The sequence below is a fragment of the Paenibacillus sp. BK033 genome, assembly GCF_004345425.1.
Classification (GTDB): Bacteria; Bacillota; Bacilli; order Paenibacillales; family Paenibacillaceae; genus Pristimantibacillus.
Genome location: NZ_SLVP01000002.1, coordinates 1,121,434 through 1,141,222 on the forward strand (window position 1 = coordinate 1,121,434; position 19,789 = coordinate 1,141,222).

Sequence of the window (19,789 nt, forward strand, 5' to 3'; positions counted from 1 at the left end):
TATTATTTCAAATGATATAAAGAGCATAGAAGTTAATAACTGGCAATAAAAAGGGAGCTAGGACGATGGACAAAGCGATTTTAGGCCGCACCGGACTGGAAGTCACAAAATTGAGCTACGGCGCCATGGAAATTCGCGGACCTCGCGTATGGAGCGGAAGACCGGTCAAGGATGCCGATGCCGGCCTTATCCTGAATACCGTGCTCGACGCCGGCATCAACCTGATCGACACCTCTTACGATTACGGCCTCAGCGAAGAATTAATCGGCCGCTTCATCAGCCACCGCCGGGCCGAGTTCATTCTGGCGACCAAATGCGGCTGTTGCGTAACCGACCGCGGCGATCATGACGAGACGTCCCATATTTGGACGCGCGAAAATTTGCTTCATAATATCGATACAAGCTTAAAACGCATGAAAACCGATTATGTCGACGTCTTGCAGCTGCATGGACCAACCGTGCGGCAAGCCGAGGAAGGCGCGCTTGTCGACGCGCTGAAGGAAATTCAAGCGAGCGGCAAGGCCCGTTACATCGGCGTCTCCTCTTACCTTCCGAACCTTCCTCCCTTCGTGGAATGGGGAACGTTCGATACGTTCCAGCTGCCTTATTCCGCTCTGGAACGCGAGCACGAGGATTGGATATCGAAAGCCGCGGGCACCGGAGCCGGCATCATCGTACGCGGCGGCGTTGGGCAAGGCGAACCGGGCATCGGCCGCGGCTCGGAAGATCGCTGGAGCGCATGGGAGCAAGCGAAGCTGGACGACTTGCTTGAGCATGGCGAGCAGCGGACAGGGTTTCTGCTGCGGTTCACCCTCTCCCACCCTTCCATGACGACAACGATCGTGGGCACCAAGAATCCGTCCCACTTGGCGGAAAATCTCCGTTACGCCATGCTTGGCCCGCTTCCAAGCGACGTCTACGAGGAAGCAAAGAAACGACTGGACGCCGTCGGGCGAACGGCAATCGCGAATTGAAAAAACGAGCCAATGGAATCACGCTTCCATTGGCTCGTTTTATTTCGATATACAACGTCTACCCCTTTACCGATCCGGCCGTCAGCCCCCGAATGAAGCTTTTCGAGCCGATGGCGAACAGAACGAGCACCGGCAGCGTTCCGATCGACAGTCCCAGAATTTGCGCCGCAAGATCGGTTCTGTACGCGGATCCCAGCGTCGTGATGCCAAGCGGGATGGTGTACATTTCCGGCTTGTTGATGACGATTAACGGCAGCAGGTAGTTATTCCACGACCAGAGGAAGACAAGCAAAGACAGCGTTGTTAATGCCGGATAGATAAAGGGCAGCACGATCCGGAAGAAAATCCCGAGATCCGAACAGCCGTCGATGCGCGCGCTCTCGATCACCTCGACCGGTACCGCGCCGCGGATGAACTGCGTCATCCAGTACACGCCAAATGCATTCGCCACCCAAGGCAGGATGAGCGGCATCAGCGTATCCGATAAATTCAAGTATCGCATCTCGATGACGTACGCGACCAGGCCAAGCTGGCCCGGAATCATCATCGTCAGCAGAACGGCTCCGAATATTTTCGATTTAAACTTAAAATCGTATTTCGCGAACGCAAACCCGGCAAGCGCGCTCACGAATACCGACAGCAGCGTGCTTGCAGCCGAGACGACAAAACTGTTCCAGTAGGCCAGATCAAACCGGCTCGCCGCAACCGTCTTGAAGTTTTCCGCAAGGTAGTTGCCCGGATAAAGTACGATCTTCGTAAAAAGGTCTTCGTTCTTGTAAGTCCCCATAACAACCATAATGTAAAACGGCAGCAGGGCGACGATCGACAGCAGCGCGATACCGACCGTCGCTGTAATCGTACGCGATCGTGTACTCATCTAGGATTCCTCCCTGTAGAACTTGGTGCCTACAAACGAGAACACGGCAATAATGACGCAAAGTCCGTAAGCAATCGCCGCGCCTAGCCCATAACGGGTCGTGCTGCCAAAGGCCGTGTCATACATATTCCAGACGGTCGTCAGGCAGCAGCGCTCCGGTCCGCCGATGACGGCAGACGCCGATCCCATTCCGGCGCCGCCAAGCAGCAGCATCGGCTCCTCGAGCAATTGGAAGCCGCCGATGATTCCGGTAATGGCAACAAAGGTTGTGACCGGGCGAAGCAGCGGCAGCGTTATGGTCCAGAACGCTTTCATGCCGGTCGCCCCGTCGACGGCAGCCGCCTCATGCAAATCCTTCGATATGTTAGCAAGTCCTGCCAGATAAAAAATCATCGTGTAGCCAAAGCCCTTCCAGAACAGCATCAGGATGATGACGATACGGGCATACATTGGCTCGCCAAGCCAATAGATCCCTTCGTCGATAAGACCGAATTCAAGCAATAGCTTGTTGACGAAGCCGGCCTGCCAGTCGAACAGCAGGTTGAACATGAGGCCAACCGCAACCGGCGTGACGATGTACGGCAGGAAGTTGACGAGCTGGAAAAAGGCCTTCCACTTTACGAATTTGCTGTAGAGCAGCGAAGCGATCGCAAGGCCGAAGGCCATCTGAAGCGGCAGCGATACGGCTACGAACAACAGCGTGTTCCCCACTGACGTGAAGAAGTAAGAGTCGGGGTTAAACAGAAATGCATAGTTGTCCAGCCCAACGAACGTTTTTTTGCCGATCCCGTTCCAACTCGTCAAACTTACATAAAACGAGAACAGGATTGGAATCAGGCCAAAGGCTGCATAGAACAGCATATACGGTGACAGAAACAGATACGGCACCCATTTCCGCTTCATGACATCCATCATTCTCACTCCGATCGTTATAGTGTCGCGGAAAGCGCAAAGAGCGGCCGCCCGGCCGCTCCCAGCGTCTCTACAGCATCAGAAGCTCCATTAACCGAATGTAATGTCCGGCACTTTCGCCTTCAGCTCTTTTTGGATCCGGTCCATCGCCTGCTCCACGCCAAAGCTTTTATCCTTCGCGAGGGTTTGCAGCACAATGCTCATGGCTTCGTCCAGCACCTGGTCGTTCACGTTCTCGGCAACATCCGTCGTCACCCCGGAGATGTCTACGAAGAACTTCTCCCCGATATCCTGGCTGCCGAAATTCTCCCAAGTCCAATTCGAGAACTCCTTATTCTGATATGCTTCCTTGTAATGGGTAAATACGCCGTCTTTCTTCTGCGCTTCCGCGCCTGCCTGCGACATCGAGGTGAACTCGATCCATTTCCATGCGAGCTCGGCGTTTTTCGCGCCTTTCGGAATGCCATGCGACGAACCGCCGCGGATATAACCGCCATCCGGAGCTACCATCAGCGCCCAGCGGTCCGGCTTCTTGTCATTTGGTCCGATGACATATTGCGGCATCCAGACCGGGCTTGGCGTAAACATATATTTATCGCCGCCAAACGAGGCGTTCCAAGCCGGGGTCCATTGGTCAAGCTTGTCTACAATGCCCGCATCGCGGAACTGGACAAGCCGCGTTACCACGCTTTGCAGCAGCTGAACGTTTAATTTGTTATCCTCGAAGTACGGCTGATCCCGCTGACCCTTCAAGATATCGTACACGCCGCCAAGACTCGGGAACATCATGACTTTACCGCCGCTCTTATCCAAGACTTCCACGCCTTTGGCGATGAATGCGTCCCAGTCCGGCAGCATGGCTTCCAGCTCTTCGGGATTGTCCGTACCCAGATATTCCTTGGCAAGCGACTTGATGTAAGCAACCCCGGCAACGCTCATATCGTCCGGAATAGCAACCAGATGGTCATTCATGGAGAATGCCGGAGCGTCATACTCGAATAACACGTTGCGATCCGCGTTATAGGGGTCGGCTTCTAGATCTTGCAGAATATCCATGCTGAAAATCTTGGCCTTCTGCCCGCGCTCGATCCGAATCACGTCCGGCAGCTCGCCGCCAGAGGCGATCGTCGTCTGCAGCTTCTTCGGGACATCCGCCGCTTCCACCTGTACCCGCTTGATTTTGATCCCCGGATATTTCTCGTTAAAAGCCGCAATCGCCGTCGGATGCTCCGGTTCCCAGGTCCAGAGCACGAACTCCCCGGAAAGCTCCTTATTGCCTCCGTCCTCTACAACGCCGTTATTCTCTGTTTCTGCCGCCGGTGTGCTCGTATTGACGTTCCCGCCGCTGTTGCCTCCGCTGCCGCCTGAACATGCAGCAAGCAAGCTAATAAGAGTCACGGCAGTCATTGCCTGCGCGATTCCTCTTCCCCATCTCGAACGACGCATCCCAAATCCTCCCTTAGGTTGTTGTTGGCTACGCTTTCATCATATACAAGTCCCCATGAAAGCGTAAACATAACAAAACTGCACTTTTGGTCGGGATTCTGCACTTTGCTTCACCGCCCTTAATGCGTAGAGTATAATGAATTCAAAATATGGACATGGGAGGCTCCCTTCGATGAAGATCATATTGGTGGATGATGAACGCATTGCCCTGGAGCATATACGAACGCTAATACCCTGGGAAGAAAACGGCTATGAAATCGCAGCGGCGGCAACAAACGGCCGAAGCGCGCTGAAGCTCTGCGAAGAGCATCGTCCCCAAATCATGATCGTGGATATCCGCATGCCGGTCATGGATGGGCTTGAGCTCATCCGGGCGGTAGCCGAACGCGGCTGGGGCGTCAGCTTCATCGTAATGAGCGCATACGAGGATTTTAATTATGCCCGTCAGGCGATCTCGCTCGGCTGCGTGTCAAGCTACCTTGTTAAGCACGAGGTTAATCGCGACAAGCTTATGCGGGAACTTGCGAAAGCGAAGCTCGCTTGGGAAATAAGCGAGCGGCAGCGCAAGCTCTCTCGCTCCGAGCAGCTGAAGGAAGCGTTTTTCGCCGGCGGCAAGCCCGCCAGGCAAGGCGTGCCTATCGCGAGGCCGCCCCTTTGCGCGCTGCTCTTGCAGGCAGATGCTCCGTTCACGACAATCCCGGCCGTCTCCGTACAACCCGATACCGGCGGGATCGCGGGATGGGCGGAAGGCATTATACCGGCGGATAAACCGGGCAGCTGGGAAATGATCGGGGAATTCCCCCATGGAGCAGGCCGGCTGGTTGCGTTGTTCGAGCAGCGGGATAAAAGCGCTGCCCTGCAGCGTGATGCCTTGTACAGGCATGCGTCGGCTATACAGCGCGTACTCGAAGACCGGCTTGGCCATACCGTCTCGCTCTATCTCGCGTTCGAATACGCCGATACCCCGAATCTGCCCGGCTTGCTGCGCAAGCTGGAAGAAGCCGCTCGGCACACCGTATTCTCCGGCAGAAGCGCTCTCGCATGCGTGGATGATCTTCCTTTGCCGGTCCGTACGGCGGCGGGTAACGCGGACGCCAGCCGCCAATGGCTTGACGCGTTGGCCAACTGTTTAATGCAAGAAGATTACGGCAGTTTTGAAAGCGTTGTCAAAGAGAGGTTCGATAGTCTTTCAAAACCGGAATGGAATTGGAACGGTTTGTACGAAGCCATCCGTGCGATGACCGCCCTGTATCGCGAACGGCTTGCCGCCGCGGGACTTCCCGAAACGGATCCGTTAGATTCAAGAACGGCAGGTCCCCTCTATCATGTAACCGATATACGCGACAGGTTCATATTTGCTTTTCGCGAGCTTGGCGAGCAGGGATCGGCTGCTCTCAAACAGCTGTCGCCGAAGCTGCTGCAGGCGCTGCGCTACCTCCACGCCCATTTCCAAGACGAGATTGGAGTCGAGGATGCCGCCATCGCAACCGGCATTAGCGCAAGATATTTGCACGAACTATTTAAACGGGAGCTCAACCGTACCTTTCTTGACTACTTGACCGAATACCGCATTAAACAAGCTAAAATAATCCTTATGCGCGAGGATGCCAAAATGACGGAGGTCTCCGCTCGCGTCGGCTACCGTTCGCCCCAGCATTTCAGTCAGGTATTCAAGCGGCTGACCGGCGTTCTCCCCCATCAATTCCGCGCCAAGGAGCAGGCCCGATGACCAAGCTTCGCACCGTCATTTTTTGGAGAATCGTTATCGTCGCCGCCGTCAGTTTTCTGCTGTCCGTCGCCTTTACCTATTACTACTATAATCATATCCTGATCGGCCAAATGATGGAGGAGGACAAAGCGAAGCTGAGCCAGACGGTTCGCCAGCTCGACTATATGTCCGATGACATTTCCAAATTCACGTTAACGCTTATCATTGCGGAGCAGCTGCAGAGATTCTACAAAACCTATGATCAGCTTGACACGTTTGATCAGTTCAAGGCTTTGCAGAGCACGTTCAAGTTCGTCGACGGCTACAAGGGGCTTCGCAAGGAGGTGACGAGCTATGCGATTGTTCTTCCGGACGGGCGCGTGTTCTGGAACGCCGCAGGCAACGACAGCTATTTCAGCGAGCGTCTGAAGGAGCCATGGTATTTGAATTTCCTCCAGTCCGGGACCGAATACGGCTTCACCGAGCCACACCTTATGCTTGCCGACCAGAAACCGTCTTCCGAGACCGCAATCATTAGCTATGTCGTGACGGTGCGGGATATCGAGAAGCCGGGACAGACAATCGGTAAATTCATCGTCAATCTCGACTACAGCCATTTTCAGTCCTTGCTCGACTTCAGTCCTTTCGTTAACATTACCTGGCTTAATGATTCCGGAAACGTTCTTTACGTGAAGCCAAGCGGCGGCGAGCAGGTCGTAGCCCGGCTCGTTCACGAGCTTGATGACGGCACGAACAAGGAAGGAGCATTCCGCGCAAACAACGGCTACCTGCTTGTCGACCGGTTCGAAACATCCGGCTGGCGGCTAGCCACCTTCGTCTCGCAAGCATCGTTGTTCGACCGGGCCAAGATTGTCTTATACCTGCTTGGCTTCTTCACGTTGGTCAGTACCACGCTTATCCTTGCCCTCATGATTCCGGCCATCCTGCGCATTACTCGTCCGGTCATGCGGCTGTATAGTGCGATGAATGCGGTATCGAGCGGTAATTTGCAGGTATCGGTGCAGATCCATACCGGAGACGAGATGGAGAAGCTGGGGAACGGCTTCAACCGGATGACAAGCCAGCTGAAGACTCACATCGAGGAATCCATCCAGCACGAGAAAGACAAACGCGAGCTCCAGATGGAGCTGCTGATGTCCCAGCTGAATCCGCATTTCGTTTACAACACGCTGAATGCCGTCATTTACATGGCCCAAAAACAAGGGAATGAGGACATCGTCCGCATGGTCTCCGCTTTTATCCGCGTGCTTCAGGACGCGGTGAAGACGGGCGGCGATGATTTGCTTGTCCCGCTCCGGGACGATGTCGCCCTGTTAAGGGATTACATTGACATTCAATCGTACCGGTACGTCGATATGTTCAAGGTGGAATGGGAGCTGGAAGAACAATCGCTTCCTTATCTGGTGCCGCGCATACTGATTCAGCCGTTTGTCGAGAACGCCATTTTTCACGGTATATGCCCAAAGGACGAGCCCGGCACCATCCGTATTTCCGCTTATGAATCCGAAAGCCAGCTCTTGATCACCATCGAGGATGATGGGATCGGCATCGAGCCGGAGATGCTGCGGAGGATTTGGGAGTCGCATGAGAAAAAGAGCAGCCCCGGGCTAAGGCACATCGGCCTTAGCAATACGAAGAGACGGCTGGAGCATTTGTTCGGCAGCCTTGCGTCCGTGCAGATTGAAAGCGAGGCCGGTCAAGGCACTCGCGTCTCGATCCGGCTTCCTAAATTAATCAGGAATAAGGCGCGGTGAGCTTGTCCAAATAAAAATACCGCCCACCGTCAGAGACGGTGGGCGGTTACTCCGCATGGCCCGGTTACGGGCTGGGATGCTGAGCAGGTCCTTGCCTGCCGCCGGTTCCCCTACTTATTTTCCCTAATCGAAGAACACGATGCTCCCTCTACGAGTTTACTAGCGATAATGATATGGTCCTGGCCATCGCCTTGGTTGCTGCCAAGCTTATTCATAAGCAGCTTGACGGACTGCGCTCCCAGCTCGGAGGGCTGCAGGTCCATGCCGGTCAACGGCGGCATGGTCTGATGCATCATGGAAAGGTCGCCGCATATGACAAACAGGGAAATATCCTCCGGAATGCGAAGGCCCAGATCCTTAATCGCATTCATCGCATTAAAGGCCGAACGGTCGTCGTCCGCAATAATCGCCGTCACCTTGTTCTCACCGATAACACGCACCGTCTCCGTATACCCGTAGAGCAAATAATGTTCGGATTGAATTCGCGGCTTGTAATGGTGCATCGAATCGCGCACGGCAATCCGATGCTTGGCAAGCGCTTCGACGAAGGCCGTTCTTCTCTCCATGGAGACGGTCGTCCCTTCCGTCGCGTTTAGAAACATGAGATCCCTATGTCCTTTGGCGATCAGATAATCGCAGATGTCATGCAATATTTTCGCGTTATCGTTGTTTACGGTAGGCGCGTCCTTTACCTGCGAATTGGAAATTTTCCCGACCGTTACGAAAGGAATGCCGGTGAGATGGAGCAATCGAATCCGTTCATCCTCTTCCGTTGGGCCAAGCACGATCGCACCGTCAATGGGGTAGCTGGCCAAGGAAGGCGTCTTCACCTCCAGTACCGGAAGCATATCAAGCAGTACTCTGTAGCCGAACCTGGAAGCCTCCAGCACGACGCCGTTAATGAATTGGTTATGAAAGGCGCTGAAGAAAAAGTTGCCGTGCGGGATGGTAAGCCCGATCGCCATCGTCTTTTTCGTCACTAGGCTTCTCGCGATGTGATTGGGAACGTAATTCAGCTCTTTCGACGCCTTGAGCACCCTTTCCGTCACTTCCCTGCTTGTCGGCCTCTTCTGGCTGAACACGTTGGAGACGGTTCCTTTGGATACCCCGGCGAGACGGGCCACATCATCGATTTTCGCCATGGATGGTTGCTGCTCCCTTTAGGCCTGAACCCGCTTCTTCAAGACAAGCTCTTCATTCAAAAGATCCGCAAGCTCCACAAGCGCAAGCGGCTCTTCAATCGTGTAATCCGGCCGTTCCGCCGGATCAGGCGAGGACTTCGGATAACGCGAGGTCCAGTTCAGATGCACGCTCGTAATGCCTGCCGCATTAGCTCCCCGGACGTCGCGAGAGAGGTTGTTGCCGACCATGACGATTCTTTCCCGGTCCCGCTCGTCGAGCAGCATGGCGCCCATCGCTGCCCTGAACATGCGCGGATCCGGCTTCTCGGCCTTCATCTGCTCGGAGTAGATTAATACTTCGAAATAATCGTAAAGCCCGTTTATCGAAAGCAAATTTTTAAACGATTGAGCCAGGCCGTCGGCTACGATGGCCAGCCTGTACCCTCGCTCCGCAAGCGTTCTGACCATTTCATCGGCTCCGGGAATGACCTTCCCCTCAATAACGACGCCGTGCTCGTCGCGCACCTCCGTGCCTTCGTCGATAATCGTATCTCCGCAATCAAGAAAAATGATAAGTTCTTTGGCTTCATTGCTGTTCGCTTGTTCCCCGTTCATGCCTTGCCCCCCTTAATAGCAATTGTTCCGCGTAATGGCAATTGTTCCGCGTAATGGCAAGCCGCCATATGGTTATCTCCGATTTCCCGCAAGGCGGGCATTTCCTTCACGCATCTCTCCGTCCTGTAAGCACAGCGAGGATGAAAATGACAGCCGCTTGGCGGATTCGCCGGATTCGGCACCTCGCCCTCGAGGACAATCCTCTCCTTCTTCAGATCAGGATCCGGCTGCGGCACGGCGGAGAGAAGCGCCTCGGTGTACGGATGCCTGGGCTGGCTGAAGATGGAGTCGACGCCAGCCATCTCCACCACCTTGCCCAGATGCATGACCGCCACGCGGTCAGAAATGTTCTCTACGATCGACAGATCGTGCGAGATAAATATATAAGTGATTTTATATTGCTCCTGCAGATCCTTCAACAGATTAATGATTTGGGCTTGAATCGACACGTCCAGCGCGGATACCGCTTCGTCGCAAACGATCAGCCTCGGCTGGGTGATTAGCGCCCGCGCAATCGCGATTCGCTGCCGCTGCCCTCCGGAGAAGGCATGCGGATACCGTTTTAAGTAGCTGACGTTTAATCCCGTTTTCTCGGCGATGGCCGACACCCTCCGCTCCACCTCCGATTTGGGCAGCTTGAAGTTGGCGATGAGAGGCTCCGATATAATATCGAATACGCTCATCCGCGGACTTAACGAAGAATACGGGTCCTGGAAAATCATCTGAATGTCTTTTCTTAATTTTTTCGATTCGGCACCTTTCAGCTTCAGAAAATCAACGGCCTCTCCGCTTGCCGTTCGGTAGACGACTTCGCCGGAAGAAGCATTCATCCCCCTCACGATGCACCTTCCCAGCGTCGTCTTGCCGCAGCCCGATTCTCCGACGATGCTCAGCGTTTCCCCCTCTTGCAGCTGAAAGGAAACGTCCTGAAGCACGCGCACGGATGCCGGCTTCGCAAACAATGCCTTCTTTGACTTTACTTTGAAATCCTTGTTGAGATTTTTAATTTCGAGTATGGGCCTCGCCATCGTTATTGCCCTCCCCGCGGGTCCGAGTACAAGAAACACCTGACCGTATGACCGCCCGAAATTTGCGTCGCGGGCACGGACTGCTTATTGCATACGCCCTCGATCCTGTCCTTGCAGCGGTCGTAAAAGCCGCACATCGGCGGCATATTGACCGGCACCGGCACCGAGCCTTCGATCGATTCGAGCCGTTTCGTTTTATTGCCGCCAAGCCTCGGCATCGAGCGCAAGAGACCTTTCGTATACGGATGCTTCGGATTGCGGAAAATCTCCTTCATCGGCGCCTGCTCAACGATTTTGCCGAGATACATGACGGCCACTTCGTCGCACATTTCCGCGATTATGCCCAAATCATGCGTCACCAGCAGAATCGCCATGCCGAATTCCTGCTGCAGCCGCTTCATCAGCTCCAGTACCTGGGCTTGAATCGTCACATCGAGCGCTGTGGTCGGCTCGTCGGCAATCAACAGCTCGGGGTTGCACGACAGCGCCATCGAGATCATGGCCCTCTGCCGCATGCCGCCGGAGAACTCATGCGGGTACTGATCAAACCGCTTCTCCTGATCGGATATGCCAACCTTGCCGAGCATCTCGAGCGCGATTCTTTTCGCTTCCTTCTTGCTTCTGGTCCGGTGAATCAGAATGGCTTCCATGATCTGATTGCCTATCGTATACATCGGCGAGAAAGCCGTCATCGGCTCTTGAAAGATCATCGCGATTTTTCGCCCGCGTATGGAACGGATTTTCCGGCCGTTCGGGTCCAAAGCGAGCAGATTGAGAGGCTCCTCCTTCGCCTCGGGCTCCTGCGACGACCGGTACGCGATCGTCCCCGAGGTTTCGCATTCCTTCGGGTTAATGCCGATAAGCGCCCTGCTCGTCAAGCTTTTGCCGCAGCCCGACTCCCCTACAAGGCCTAACGTTCGGCCTCTTCGGATTTCGAAGTCGACCCCGTCCACGGCGTTCATTACGCCGTTGTCCATCCGAATCCGAATCTTCAGGTCCTGGACCCGGAGAAGCGGCTGCTGCGGTTGAGCGGCGTCTGCTGTCATAGGTATCCCCTCGCTATAACCTTAAATTTTGACCTACCTTTTGTACGGATCCGCCGCGTCGCGCAAGCCGTCTCCCAAAAAGTTGAACGTCAAGACGGTGAGAATGACTGTGCCAAGCGGAATGATTTTCCATGGATACAGAGCAATATTGTCGATTTTCTGCGCTTCCTGCAGCAGCACGCCCCAGCTGGTGGCGGGGGACCGAATGCCAAGGCCAAGGAAGCTCATGGCCGTCTCGGCCAAAATCATGCCGGGAATCGCCAGCGTCGTTGCAACGACCAGATAGCTGATGAAGCCGGGCAGCAAATGCTTGACCATGATTTTCGAGTCGCTGACGCCTGCGATTTTGGCCGCAACGACGTAATCCTCATTTTTTAGGGATATAAACTTGCCCCGCACAACCCTCGCAAGCCCCGTCCACTCGATGAACGCAAAGATAATAACAATGTAGAAATACATTCGGACGACCGGAATGCGCGGAGGAATCGCAGCGGACAACGCCATCCATAACGGCAGGGTCGGGAAGGAACGTATGATTTCGATAACCCTTTGAATGACGGCGTCAACCCAGCCTCCGAAATAGCCTGACGCGCCGCCGATAATCAATCCTAATACGAAGCTGATGCCAACCCCTACCAGAGGAATGCTTAACGAAACCTGACTTCCAAGCAAAATGCGGGAAAACAAATCCCGTCCGAGCGAATCCGTGCCGAGTAGGAAGAGCCGGCCGGGCTCCTTGACGCCAATCAAATGCGTGGAAGAAGGGATGAGGCCAAGAAACTTATACTTTTCCCCTTTAACGAAAAATTGCAGCCGATATTTCTTCTCCGTGTCGGCGGTGAACGTTTTGCGCATCGTCTCCGGATCGCGCCCCGACTTTAGCCCGTATACGAAAGGCCGGATATGAAACTTCCCTTCCGCATCGACAAATCGAAGCTTCATGGGTGCCGCGTTCACATACTTGCTATCGTAGTTCTCCAGCCCGTAAGGAGCCAGGAACTGCGCGAACAGCGCACCTGCGTAGAGAAAGGCCAATATAACGAGGCTGACCCGGGCCAGCTTATGCTTCTTGAATCTTACATACATGAGACGCCATTGCGAGCTGTAGTTTAAGTCTTTATCAATGGCCGGCTCCGTGGCAGCGGCTTGTCGTCTTCCGAATCGTCTCATCGTTTAGGTACCCCTGAATTCCGTGCGAATTTTCGGATCCAGCCACGCGAGCAGAATATCCGAAATCAACGTTCCGAGCACGGTGAGCAGCGCCATGAACAGCAGCCAAGTCCCTGCCAGATACATGTCCTGTCCCAGCAAGGCATTAAACATGACCGGTCCTTGAATCGGCAAATTAAGAACAATTGCCGTGATGGTGGAGCCGGTGAAGATCGACGTAAGCGACCATCCGAACGTACTGACAATAGGATTCAGCGCCGCCCGCGTCGGGTATTTGAACAAAATCTTCCTCTCCGATAAGCCTTTCGCTCTTGCCGTAACGACGTTTGGCTTATTCAGCTCATCCAGCATCTGGCCGCGCATAACGCGGATTAAATCCGCCGTCCCGGACAACCCGATAACGATGACGGGAATGACCATATGCTTAGCCAAATCGATCGCCTTGTCCATCGACCACGGCGCATTCACGTATTCCGCGGAGAACAGGCCAAGCAGCGGATCGCCAAACCACGTGTAGGAGAGGAACATCAGAATGACGGCCATCAGAAAATGCGGCGTCGCCATCCCGAGAAAGCTCAGTCCCGAGAAAAAATAGTCGCCAATCGAATATTGCTTGACCGCGCAATAAATACCGATCGGAATCGCCACGAGATATTGGAATGCCATTGTGACCAGGGAAACGGTCAGCGTAAGACCCATATATTGCTCAATGACGGCCAGCACAGGCTTGTTATAGTTAAAGGAGAAGCCAAAGTCACCATGCCATACAATGTCCTTGACCCAAATGAAATACTGCTCGTAAACGGGACGGTCAAGCCCGAGATCCGCCCGCATCGCATCCATATCCTCCTGCGTGAATACCTCCCCGGCAACCGATGCTTCAGCCGCGTAATTGGATACGTAATCGCCGGGTGGCAGCTGTATAATGTAGAACACGATGACGGATATGAAAAACACGACTGGGACGGCCAGCAAAATACGCTTCAACGTGTATTGCAGCACCTTGTTATTTCTCCTCCCCTTGACATTCGGCCTTGCGCGAATGTCATCAGAATGACCCGTTGCGAAGGGAAGAGCTCCCGCTCTCCCCTTGCCGCACGCGTGCAAAACAAAGGTTACTTCTTCAAATAAAACTGCGCGGGATGAGCGGCTCCAAGCGAACGGAACTCGTCGGCCCAGATCAAATCTTCCGGAATGTTACCCATCTTGTTGGATGCCGTGATAAGGGTTGGCGTTGGGCCTGCGTATCCGATTACCCATTGATTTTTCATATGCAGCTTAACGATCTCATCGCCGAGCCGGTTAATCTCATCGGTTGTTGAGGCAGCCTTAATCTGATCCCAGTACTCCAGAATCTTAGCGACGTCTCCCTCCGGCTTTACGCCCTCCTTCCCTCCCGAAGAAACATACAAGCCGTATTGGCCGTACCACGGAGTCAGTACCCGAAGCGGCACAAGCGCATCGGGACGGTAAGCCACGTTCACGACGGAAATATTCTCGATGCTCACCGGCACCTGATTGGAATACTTCAGCTCTTGCAGCGTCGCTTGATCGACAAGCTTCACGTTTGTCTTAATGCCCATGTCCTCGTAAAATTTCTTGAGAAGCTCCGTGTAATTGGCGCTTGCCTCCGAGGAGTCCATAATCGTGAGGGTTACGTCCGAGCCGTCGGGGAACAGCCGGAAGTTATTTTTGTCGCGTTTCGTTAAACCAATCTCGTCGAGCAGCGCGTTCGCCCGTTCGGGATCGAAGCTGGCCCATTGATCCGCCCAGCCTTCCTGATAGCCCACAAGCCCTTCCTGAACGGAAGCCTGGATCGGATCCGCGATACCGTTCGTCACAATCTCCGTAATCTCCGTGCGGTTCACCCCAAGAGAGAGCGCTTCCCTGAATCGGATATCCTGGAATAGCTTGCGAAGGTTAGGATCGTCGACGGTTTGGTTGAGCTGGATGCCCGAGGTCATCCATGCCGGCTGCTGCCAAGCGATAACGCGGTAATCGCCCTTCTTCTCGTTTTCCTTCAGTACCGTGAAATCCTGCGCCCCGAACGTGGACAAGTTAAAGTCGCCCGCCAGCGTGCCGAGAACGCGTTGGCTCGGATCCTGGATCTTCGTTGCGACAATCCGGTCCATGTAAGGCAGCTGATTGCCTTCCGGGTCCGTTTTCCAATAATACGGATTCCGTTCCATGATGAACTGGTCGCTGTTCGGATCGTTCTTCGCCACCCATGGGCGGAGCGTCGGAATTTGCGGATAAAGCCAGTAATAATAACCGGTTTCCTTCAGGAACGCGGTCGTATCCTCGAAGCCCCACTGTTTGGCGATCTCCAGCGCTTTGTCCTCGCCGACCAGCTCGGGCAGGATCGTCTTGTGGAAATGCGCAGGCGCGAAAAACCATTTATTGTCGATCGCAACCCGTTCGAGAAATTGAACGCTTGGATATTTATGAACAACCTTGAACGTATAATCGTCCACCTTCGTGACCGTGGCCAGCGCCTTATCGCCGGTAACCGGGTCAACCGAGTAATAAGCATCGTAAATCGCCTTGCCGAAGGTTTCCTTCGTCAGCATGTGCTCCCAATAGAACAGCACGTCGTCCGCTGTAAACGGCTCGCCGTCGGACCATTTCATGCCTTCCCGGAGATGGATGATGAATTCGGTTGAATTTTCATTGACTTCATAGCTTTTGGCAACGTTCGGCTCGACGCCGCTGCCGTCCTTGTTGAAACGGAAAAGCGCCTCCTCCGTCGGCTGTCCGACGGCCCACTTGTCGCCCGGCCCCGTCCACGCCATTGTCCAGTCGCCGCCGTACTGTCCGATTTCGTCGACAACCGGCTCCACCATGACATCTGCTTGGACTGGCAGGCGCTCCGCCAACGGAGGAAGCGTGCCGTCTGCTACAAGCTTGGCAAGCATAGGTGCTTCCTTGGAGGCTGTGCCTTCACCACCCCCTCCGCCGCCCTTGTCTTCCTCCTTGTCCGTGCCTTTACTGTCGTTGCTCGGCTCCCCGGCCGCGTTTGACGGTGCCGGCGAATTATTGTTATTCGTACACCCTGCCGCAATAATGGTAAAGATGACAAACAGAATAACCAGCAGCTTCCTTTGTCTCCTCAAAATGAACCCCTCCATTCGTGATTTTGCTTGTTCTCGATACCTGCGCTCCCTTATTCCTTGACTTAAGCCGATTCTTGGCTGCCGTGAAGACCCGATCTTCACCTCCGCTGCTGTTAAACCGGTTTAATTTTTTGTAAATTGTATGCGCTTTATTTGAAAGAATGTCATCTTTTAAAGCGGTTTAAAATACGAATCCAAAAAATATAAAGCGCTTCACCAACTTATCCATATGCCTGACCGGCAGGAACCCTTTTGTATCGGCACAAGCAATAAAAAAAGACAATTTCCTCATCGTTACCGAAGAAATTGTCTTTGTTCCGTTCTAAATGCAGAGTGAAAAACTATTTTACAAAGCCGAAGCCCAGAATCGTAAATTTCCTGCTCTCATGCCCGGCAGCCATTCTGATTTCCACCGTATGCTCCCTAGAGACTTGTTCCCGATACAAGATAACGGCATGGCATCGTGTCCAGTTGACGGCATGAGACTCCGCTGCCTTCGCAAGCTTTCCGTCGACCCAAATATCGGCGTTTCCGAAATCGTCGCTGCCGGAATTTTTATAGATGAGAAGCAGGCTTTTGCTATGAAGCGTCATCTTAAAGCTATCGCTTCCGGATTCCGATGCATGCATCCAGTTGTAAGGGAACTGAGGCGTGCCGTATGGATGGTCGTCCATCTCCGCGAACTGCAGTTCGGAATCGGCCGCGGAGAAGCTGCCTTCCGTAATCTCTGCCACGCCAATGCCATTGTACCGATCCAGCAATTGAACATCCGCAAAGTCGCTGCCGTAGACCGGGGGTTGATCTAGGTTGATATCCTCTTGATGCGGTTCGCAGCGATCGGTTTCGGCGAAGAGCCAACACAAACAATCGGCCATAATGCGATGCCCGGCGTTGGTTGGATGATAGATATCGCTAAAAAATTGCTTCTTGGATATGACATGGCCTTCTTCTTTTGACTTGTAAAACTGCTCCGTTACCGCGTCCTTCACGCTTACCATGGGTAATCCGTAATGCCGGCCGATGGGAGCAAGCCGATCCTGCAAATTCCAATCGTTCTCGAACACGCTGAAGAGCAGAACGACGGCAGGAGCATTGTCGGCGGCCAATGCTTTCCTTACGAGACTTTCGTAGCAAATTCCTTTCGTCTCGTCGTCGGCGTCATTGACGGCAAATTCGACGATGACGATATCCGGCTCAACCGCTCCGTCTCTTCGAATATCCCGCTCGTAGCGAATCATGCCCAGCTCGGAGGACGTACCGCCAACGCCTGCCTTAATAAAGCGGATATGCGGGCCCCCTTCTCTTCCAAACCTTTCCTTGAAGCCGGCATACGTCCGGTAAGCGTAGCAGTCCAGATGAAGCGGATCCGCTCCCGCCCCATGAGTGACAGACCCGCCAATGAAAGCAATCGTAACGTCCTCGCCTCTCTTGGCTTTCTCTATGGCGGCTTTCAATCGCTTGTTGTTGCCTAACTCAAGCAAGGATTTAGCGATCATTTCGCGATAAGCCTCCGAGCGTATATCCACGTGCTCCTCTGAATCTCTTAAGAATTGCTCCTCCGTCATCGTTAATCTCCTTTCGTCGTACGATTTAATAGTATTACAGCTTCAATCGGTCTTCCAGCGCATCAACCTGTCCTTTTACCGATCGGCATTGCTTCCTCCCACGATCGCCCAGAAAGCGGGCTTTGCATGCAGCTGCTTGTCAAAGAGCAGCGGCGCTTCCGTCCGAGCGACAGGAAATGTGCTTAGCCAAGTATGATCGTCAGCGATCCCCCAGAACACAACAGCGCTGACCAATCCTGCATTCGACTTTAACGCTTCAAATAGCTCCTTGTAGCGCTGTGCCTGCTTTTGCAAAATATCTTCCGGCACGGCAGCTCCGTAATCGGTCCGGTCGTTCCAGTTATAGACGCTCATATCCAGCTCGGTAATCTGGTTATCGAGCCCCAGCTCCTTGAATTTTTTCATCGAATCCATAATGTTCATCACGGACGGGCTATAAATGCTGATGTGGGTCTGATGACCGACGCCGTCGATCGGAACGCCTTTATCGAGCATCTCCTTCACGAGATCGTACAATCGGTCCCGCTTCCTCGGATCATCCGTTCCGTAATCGTTAATGTACAGTTTAATCCCGGGGCCGCCAGCTTCTCTTGCGGCCCGGAAGGCAGTCGCAATGTAGTCGGTGCCCGTAATGTTGTACCAATTGCTGCTTCGCATGCCATCCGGATCCGCAGGCTCAATCACTTCGTTCACGACATCCCAATATTTAATGTCATCCTTGTAACGGCCAACAATAGCCCGGATATGAGCATCCAGCCGGTCCAGCAGCAGCTTCTTGTTGGCTTCCCGCTTCTTGGCATCGGTCTCATCCGCCATCGGTTTGCCGTCAGCGTCCCGGAAGAACCAGTCCGGCACCTGGCTGTGCCATACAAGCGTATGGAAACGTATAGCCATGTGATTCGCCTTGGCGAAGGCGACAATCCGATCCGCCTGATCCCAATTGAATTGCCCCTCTGCCGGCTGGATGGAAGCCGGCTTCATAGCATTTTCGGCTACGAGCATATTCACTTGCTTCTTCAAAAGTTCTGCCGATAATCCATTCGTCTGGTTGGGCTCAAGGGCAGCTCCGATGGCAAAATCATTCTCGAAGGTCTCCGCGAGCGACGGGATATCCAGCTGTACGGAGGGCGCGACGGCCTCCGCCGTCTGCTTCGGCGGCTCCGTGCTGTTCTCCGACGGCTCTTGCGGAGCAGCGGATACGGGCAGAGCCGTTGTTTGAACGTTGGCGGCAGTGGTCTGACCGGGTTCTCCGGACTTGTTCAGTATCAGCATCATGATGACGACAACGAGGAGTACCGCCGAGAGAATAATAGTGAAAAAGGCTTTATTGCGTATACGAAGCATAGGAAACCCGCTTTCTCGTGAAATAAAAAAACCTCTATCCCGGCCTCTCGAGGATGAGCGACCGCGATATAGAGGTTGGTTTTAGCGCCAGATCGAATGGGGGCACTCGACTGACACCGAAATATACATGTCATCATTTCATTGTTTTAACCGACAAGTCCTGTCCGCTCGATGCTCTCAACGAAGTAGCGCTGCACGAACAGATATAACACGATAAGAGGCAGAATCGCCAGCAGAATTCCCGTATCCTGCACCATGCTCAAGTAGAACGGATCCTTGGCGGAAGCGTCATTGCCAAGAATAATAGAAAGATTATAAGGCAAGGACGACAGCTGCGTTGACATCACGTTGCTCGAGGTGAGATAGGTTGTCGTAAAGAAGCTGTCGTTCCACTGCCAGACGAACGAGAAGAGCAGTACCGTAATAATGGAGGGAATCGCGTTAGGCAGCATAATACGCAGGAAGGTCTGACCAACGCCGGCCCCGTCCATGTAAGCAGCTTCTTCGACCTCCCGCGGAATTCCCCGGAAGAACTGCCGGAAGATAAAGATATATAATCCGGCTTTCAGGGAATTGGCCGTTATGGAGGTTAGGATAAACGGCCAATACGAATTCAGCAAATTGACGGTTTTTCCCGTAAGGAGAGGAATAAGCCCCATTAAGCTGAAATCCTTCAAATTCAAGTACATCGGAATAAGTATCGTTGTCGGCGGGACCATGATCGTCAGAATGACGCCCGCAAACAGCAGGTTGCTGCCCCTGAATTTCAATCTTGCGAAGGCATAGCCGGCCAGCGCGCACGATATAGCGGTCAGAATCGTGGTTGTTGCCGACAGCGAGAACGTATTCAGAAGCGTCTTCCAGTAATCCATGATGGAAATCGCATTCTTGAAGTTCTCGAGCGAATAATGCTCGGGAATCCATACCACAATGGGCGAATAGAGATCCGTTTTGGCTTTTACCGCGGTCGATATCTTCTGAATAATCGGATACAGAATAACGAATGAAAGTCCGGCAATCAGCACTAGTCTTACGAAGGACCAGATCCAGCGCTTCCAGCTTTCAAACGATAACAATCGGGCCATCATCAATGAG

Annotated in this window: 16 protein-coding genes; 3 read left to right on the forward strand and 13 right to left on the reverse strand. The window is 53.6% G+C overall.

All coding sequences use genetic code 11. The annotated features are described in order from the left end of the window. Positions 1–65 precede the first annotated feature (65 nt). Positions 66–974: an aldo/keto reductase gene (locus EV294_RS11855; RefSeq protein ID WP_132306981.1), complete on the forward strand. Its 909-nt coding sequence runs from the start codon at positions 66–68 to the stop codon at positions 972–974. A gap of 58 nt (positions 975–1,032) precedes the next feature. On the opposite strand, the gene EV294_RS11860 is transcribed toward EV294_RS11855, so the two are convergent. The 3 genes from EV294_RS11860 to EV294_RS11870 form a co-directional block, all read right to left on the reverse strand. Next, complete coding sequence (locus tag EV294_RS11860; RefSeq protein ID WP_132306983.1) at positions 1,033–1,851, reverse strand: carbohydrate ABC transporter permease; 819 nt, start codon at positions 1,849–1,851, stop codon at positions 1,033–1,035. Next, positions 1,852–2,754, reverse strand: a complete 903-nt coding sequence (locus EV294_RS11865; RefSeq protein ID WP_243711628.1) for a carbohydrate ABC transporter permease — start codon at positions 2,752–2,754, stop codon at positions 1,852–1,854. Positions 2,755–2,853: 99 nt separating this feature from the next. Beyond that, complete coding sequence (locus EV294_RS11870) at positions 2,854–4,209, reverse strand: ABC transporter substrate-binding protein (RefSeq protein ID WP_132306987.1); 1,356 nt, start codon at positions 4,207–4,209, stop codon at positions 2,854–2,856. A gap of 172 nt (positions 4,210–4,381) precedes the next feature. Between EV294_RS11870 and EV294_RS11875 the strand changes: the two genes are divergently transcribed. Both EV294_RS11875 and EV294_RS11880 read left to right on the forward strand, forming a co-directional pair. Then, positions 4,382–5,938 (forward strand): helix-turn-helix domain-containing protein, encoded by a 1,557-nt coding sequence (locus tag EV294_RS11875; protein ID WP_165930656.1) that lies wholly within the window; start codon positions 4,382–4,384, stop codon positions 5,936–5,938. Continuing rightward, entirely contained in the window at positions 5,935–7,692 is a 1,758-nt protein-coding gene (locus EV294_RS11880) for a sensor histidine kinase (RefSeq protein ID WP_132306991.1), read from the forward strand. Before EV294_RS11875 ends, EV294_RS11880 begins: the two co-directional genes overlap by 4 nt. 110 nt (positions 7,693–7,802) lie before the next feature. On the opposite strand, the gene EV294_RS11885 is transcribed toward EV294_RS11880, so the two are convergent. The 10 genes from EV294_RS11885 to EV294_RS11930 all read right to left on the reverse strand — a co-directional run bounded on the left by EV294_RS11885 (position 7,803) and on the right by EV294_RS11930 (position 19,785). Next, complete coding sequence (locus tag EV294_RS11885) at positions 7,803–8,834, reverse strand: LacI family DNA-binding transcriptional regulator (protein ID WP_132306993.1); 1,032 nt, start codon at positions 8,832–8,834, stop codon at positions 7,803–7,805. 18 nt (positions 8,835–8,852) lie between these two features. Continuing rightward, entirely contained in the window at positions 8,853–9,428 is a 576-nt protein-coding gene (locus tag EV294_RS11890; protein ID WP_132306995.1) for an HAD family hydrolase, read from the reverse strand. Next, entirely contained in the window at positions 9,425–10,456 is a 1,032-nt protein-coding gene (locus EV294_RS11895; protein WP_132306997.1) for an ABC transporter ATP-binding protein, read from the reverse strand. The genes EV294_RS11890 and EV294_RS11895 overlap by 4 nt, the downstream gene beginning before the upstream one ends. Before the next feature lie 2 nt (positions 10,457–10,458). Beyond that, entirely contained in the window at positions 10,459–11,502 is a 1,044-nt protein-coding gene (locus EV294_RS11900) for an ABC transporter ATP-binding protein (protein WP_132306999.1), read from the reverse strand. Between the two features lie 33 nt (positions 11,503–11,535). Further along, positions 11,536–12,672 (reverse strand): ABC transporter permease, encoded by a 1,137-nt coding sequence (locus EV294_RS11905; protein WP_132307001.1) that lies wholly within the window; start codon positions 12,670–12,672, stop codon positions 11,536–11,538. A gap of 3 nt (positions 12,673–12,675) precedes the next feature. Continuing rightward, positions 12,676–13,674, reverse strand: a complete 999-nt coding sequence (locus tag EV294_RS11910) for an ABC transporter permease (RefSeq protein WP_132307003.1) — start codon at positions 13,672–13,674, stop codon at positions 12,676–12,678. A gap of 113 nt (positions 13,675–13,787) precedes the next feature. Then, complete coding sequence (locus EV294_RS11915) at positions 13,788–15,785, reverse strand: ABC transporter substrate-binding protein (RefSeq protein ID WP_132307005.1); 1,998 nt, start codon at positions 15,783–15,785, stop codon at positions 13,788–13,790. A gap of 341 nt (positions 15,786–16,126) precedes the next feature. Further along, entirely contained in the window at positions 16,127–17,350 is a 1,224-nt protein-coding gene (locus EV294_RS11920) for an SGNH/GDSL hydrolase family protein (RefSeq protein WP_132307006.1), read from the reverse strand. A gap of 75 nt (positions 17,351–17,425) precedes the next feature. After that, positions 17,426–18,694 (reverse strand): endo-1,4-beta-xylanase, encoded by a 1,269-nt coding sequence (locus tag EV294_RS11925; RefSeq protein WP_207918130.1) that lies wholly within the window; start codon positions 18,692–18,694, stop codon positions 17,426–17,428. A gap of 146 nt (positions 18,695–18,840) precedes the next feature. Continuing rightward, the gene (locus EV294_RS11930) at positions 18,841–19,785 is read right to left on the reverse strand and encodes a carbohydrate ABC transporter permease (protein ID WP_132307008.1); all 945 of its coding nucleotides are present in this window, start codon (positions 19,783–19,785) and stop codon (positions 18,841–18,843) included. Between the last annotated feature and the right edge of the window lie 4 nt (positions 19,786–19,789).

Excerpts from the sequence above, each read along its gene's own strand:
- EV294_RS11860 (WP_132306983.1), bottom strand. The coding sequence starts at position 1,851 with ATGAGTACACGATCGCGTACGATTACAGCGACGGTCGGTATCGCGCTG.
- EV294_RS11875 (WP_165930656.1), top strand. The coding sequence starts at position 4,382 with ATGAAGATCATATTGGTGGATGATGAACGCATTGCCCTGGAGCATATA.
- EV294_RS11905 (WP_132307001.1), bottom strand. The coding sequence starts at position 12,672 with ATGAGACGATTCGGAAGACGACAAGCCGCTGCCACGGAGCCGGCCATT.
- EV294_RS11880 (WP_132306991.1), top strand. The coding sequence starts at position 5,935 with ATGACCAAGCTTCGCACCGTCATTTTTTGGAGAATCGTTATCGTCGCC.
- EV294_RS11865 (WP_243711628.1), bottom strand. The coding sequence starts at position 2,754 with ATGAAGCGGAAATGGGTGCCGTATCTGTTTCTGTCACCGTATATGCTG.
- EV294_RS11895 (WP_132306997.1), bottom strand. The coding sequence starts at position 10,456 with ATGGCGAGGCCCATACTCGAAATTAAAAATCTCAACAAGGATTTCAAA.
- EV294_RS11920 (WP_132307006.1), bottom strand. The coding sequence starts at position 17,350 with ATGACGGAGGAGCAATTCTTAAGAGATTCAGAGGAGCACGTGGATATA.
- EV294_RS11870 (WP_132306987.1), bottom strand. The coding sequence starts at position 4,209 with ATGCGTCGTTCGAGATGGGGAAGAGGAATCGCGCAGGCAATGACTGCC.
- EV294_RS11925 (WP_207918130.1), bottom strand. The coding sequence starts at position 18,694 with ATGCTTCGTATACGCAATAAAGCCTTTTTCACTATTATTCTCTCGGCG.
- EV294_RS11855 (WP_132306981.1), top strand. The coding sequence starts at position 66 with ATGGACAAAGCGATTTTAGGCCGCACCGGACTGGAAGTCACAAAATTG.
- EV294_RS11900 (WP_132306999.1), bottom strand. The coding sequence starts at position 11,502 with ATGACAGCAGACGCCGCTCAACCGCAGCAGCCGCTTCTCCGGGTCCAG.
- EV294_RS11890 (WP_132306995.1), bottom strand. The coding sequence starts at position 9,428 with ATGAACGGGGAACAAGCGAACAGCAATGAAGCCAAAGAACTTATCATT.
- EV294_RS11885 (WP_132306993.1), bottom strand. The coding sequence starts at position 8,834 with ATGGCGAAAATCGATGATGTGGCCCGTCTCGCCGGGGTATCCAAAGGA.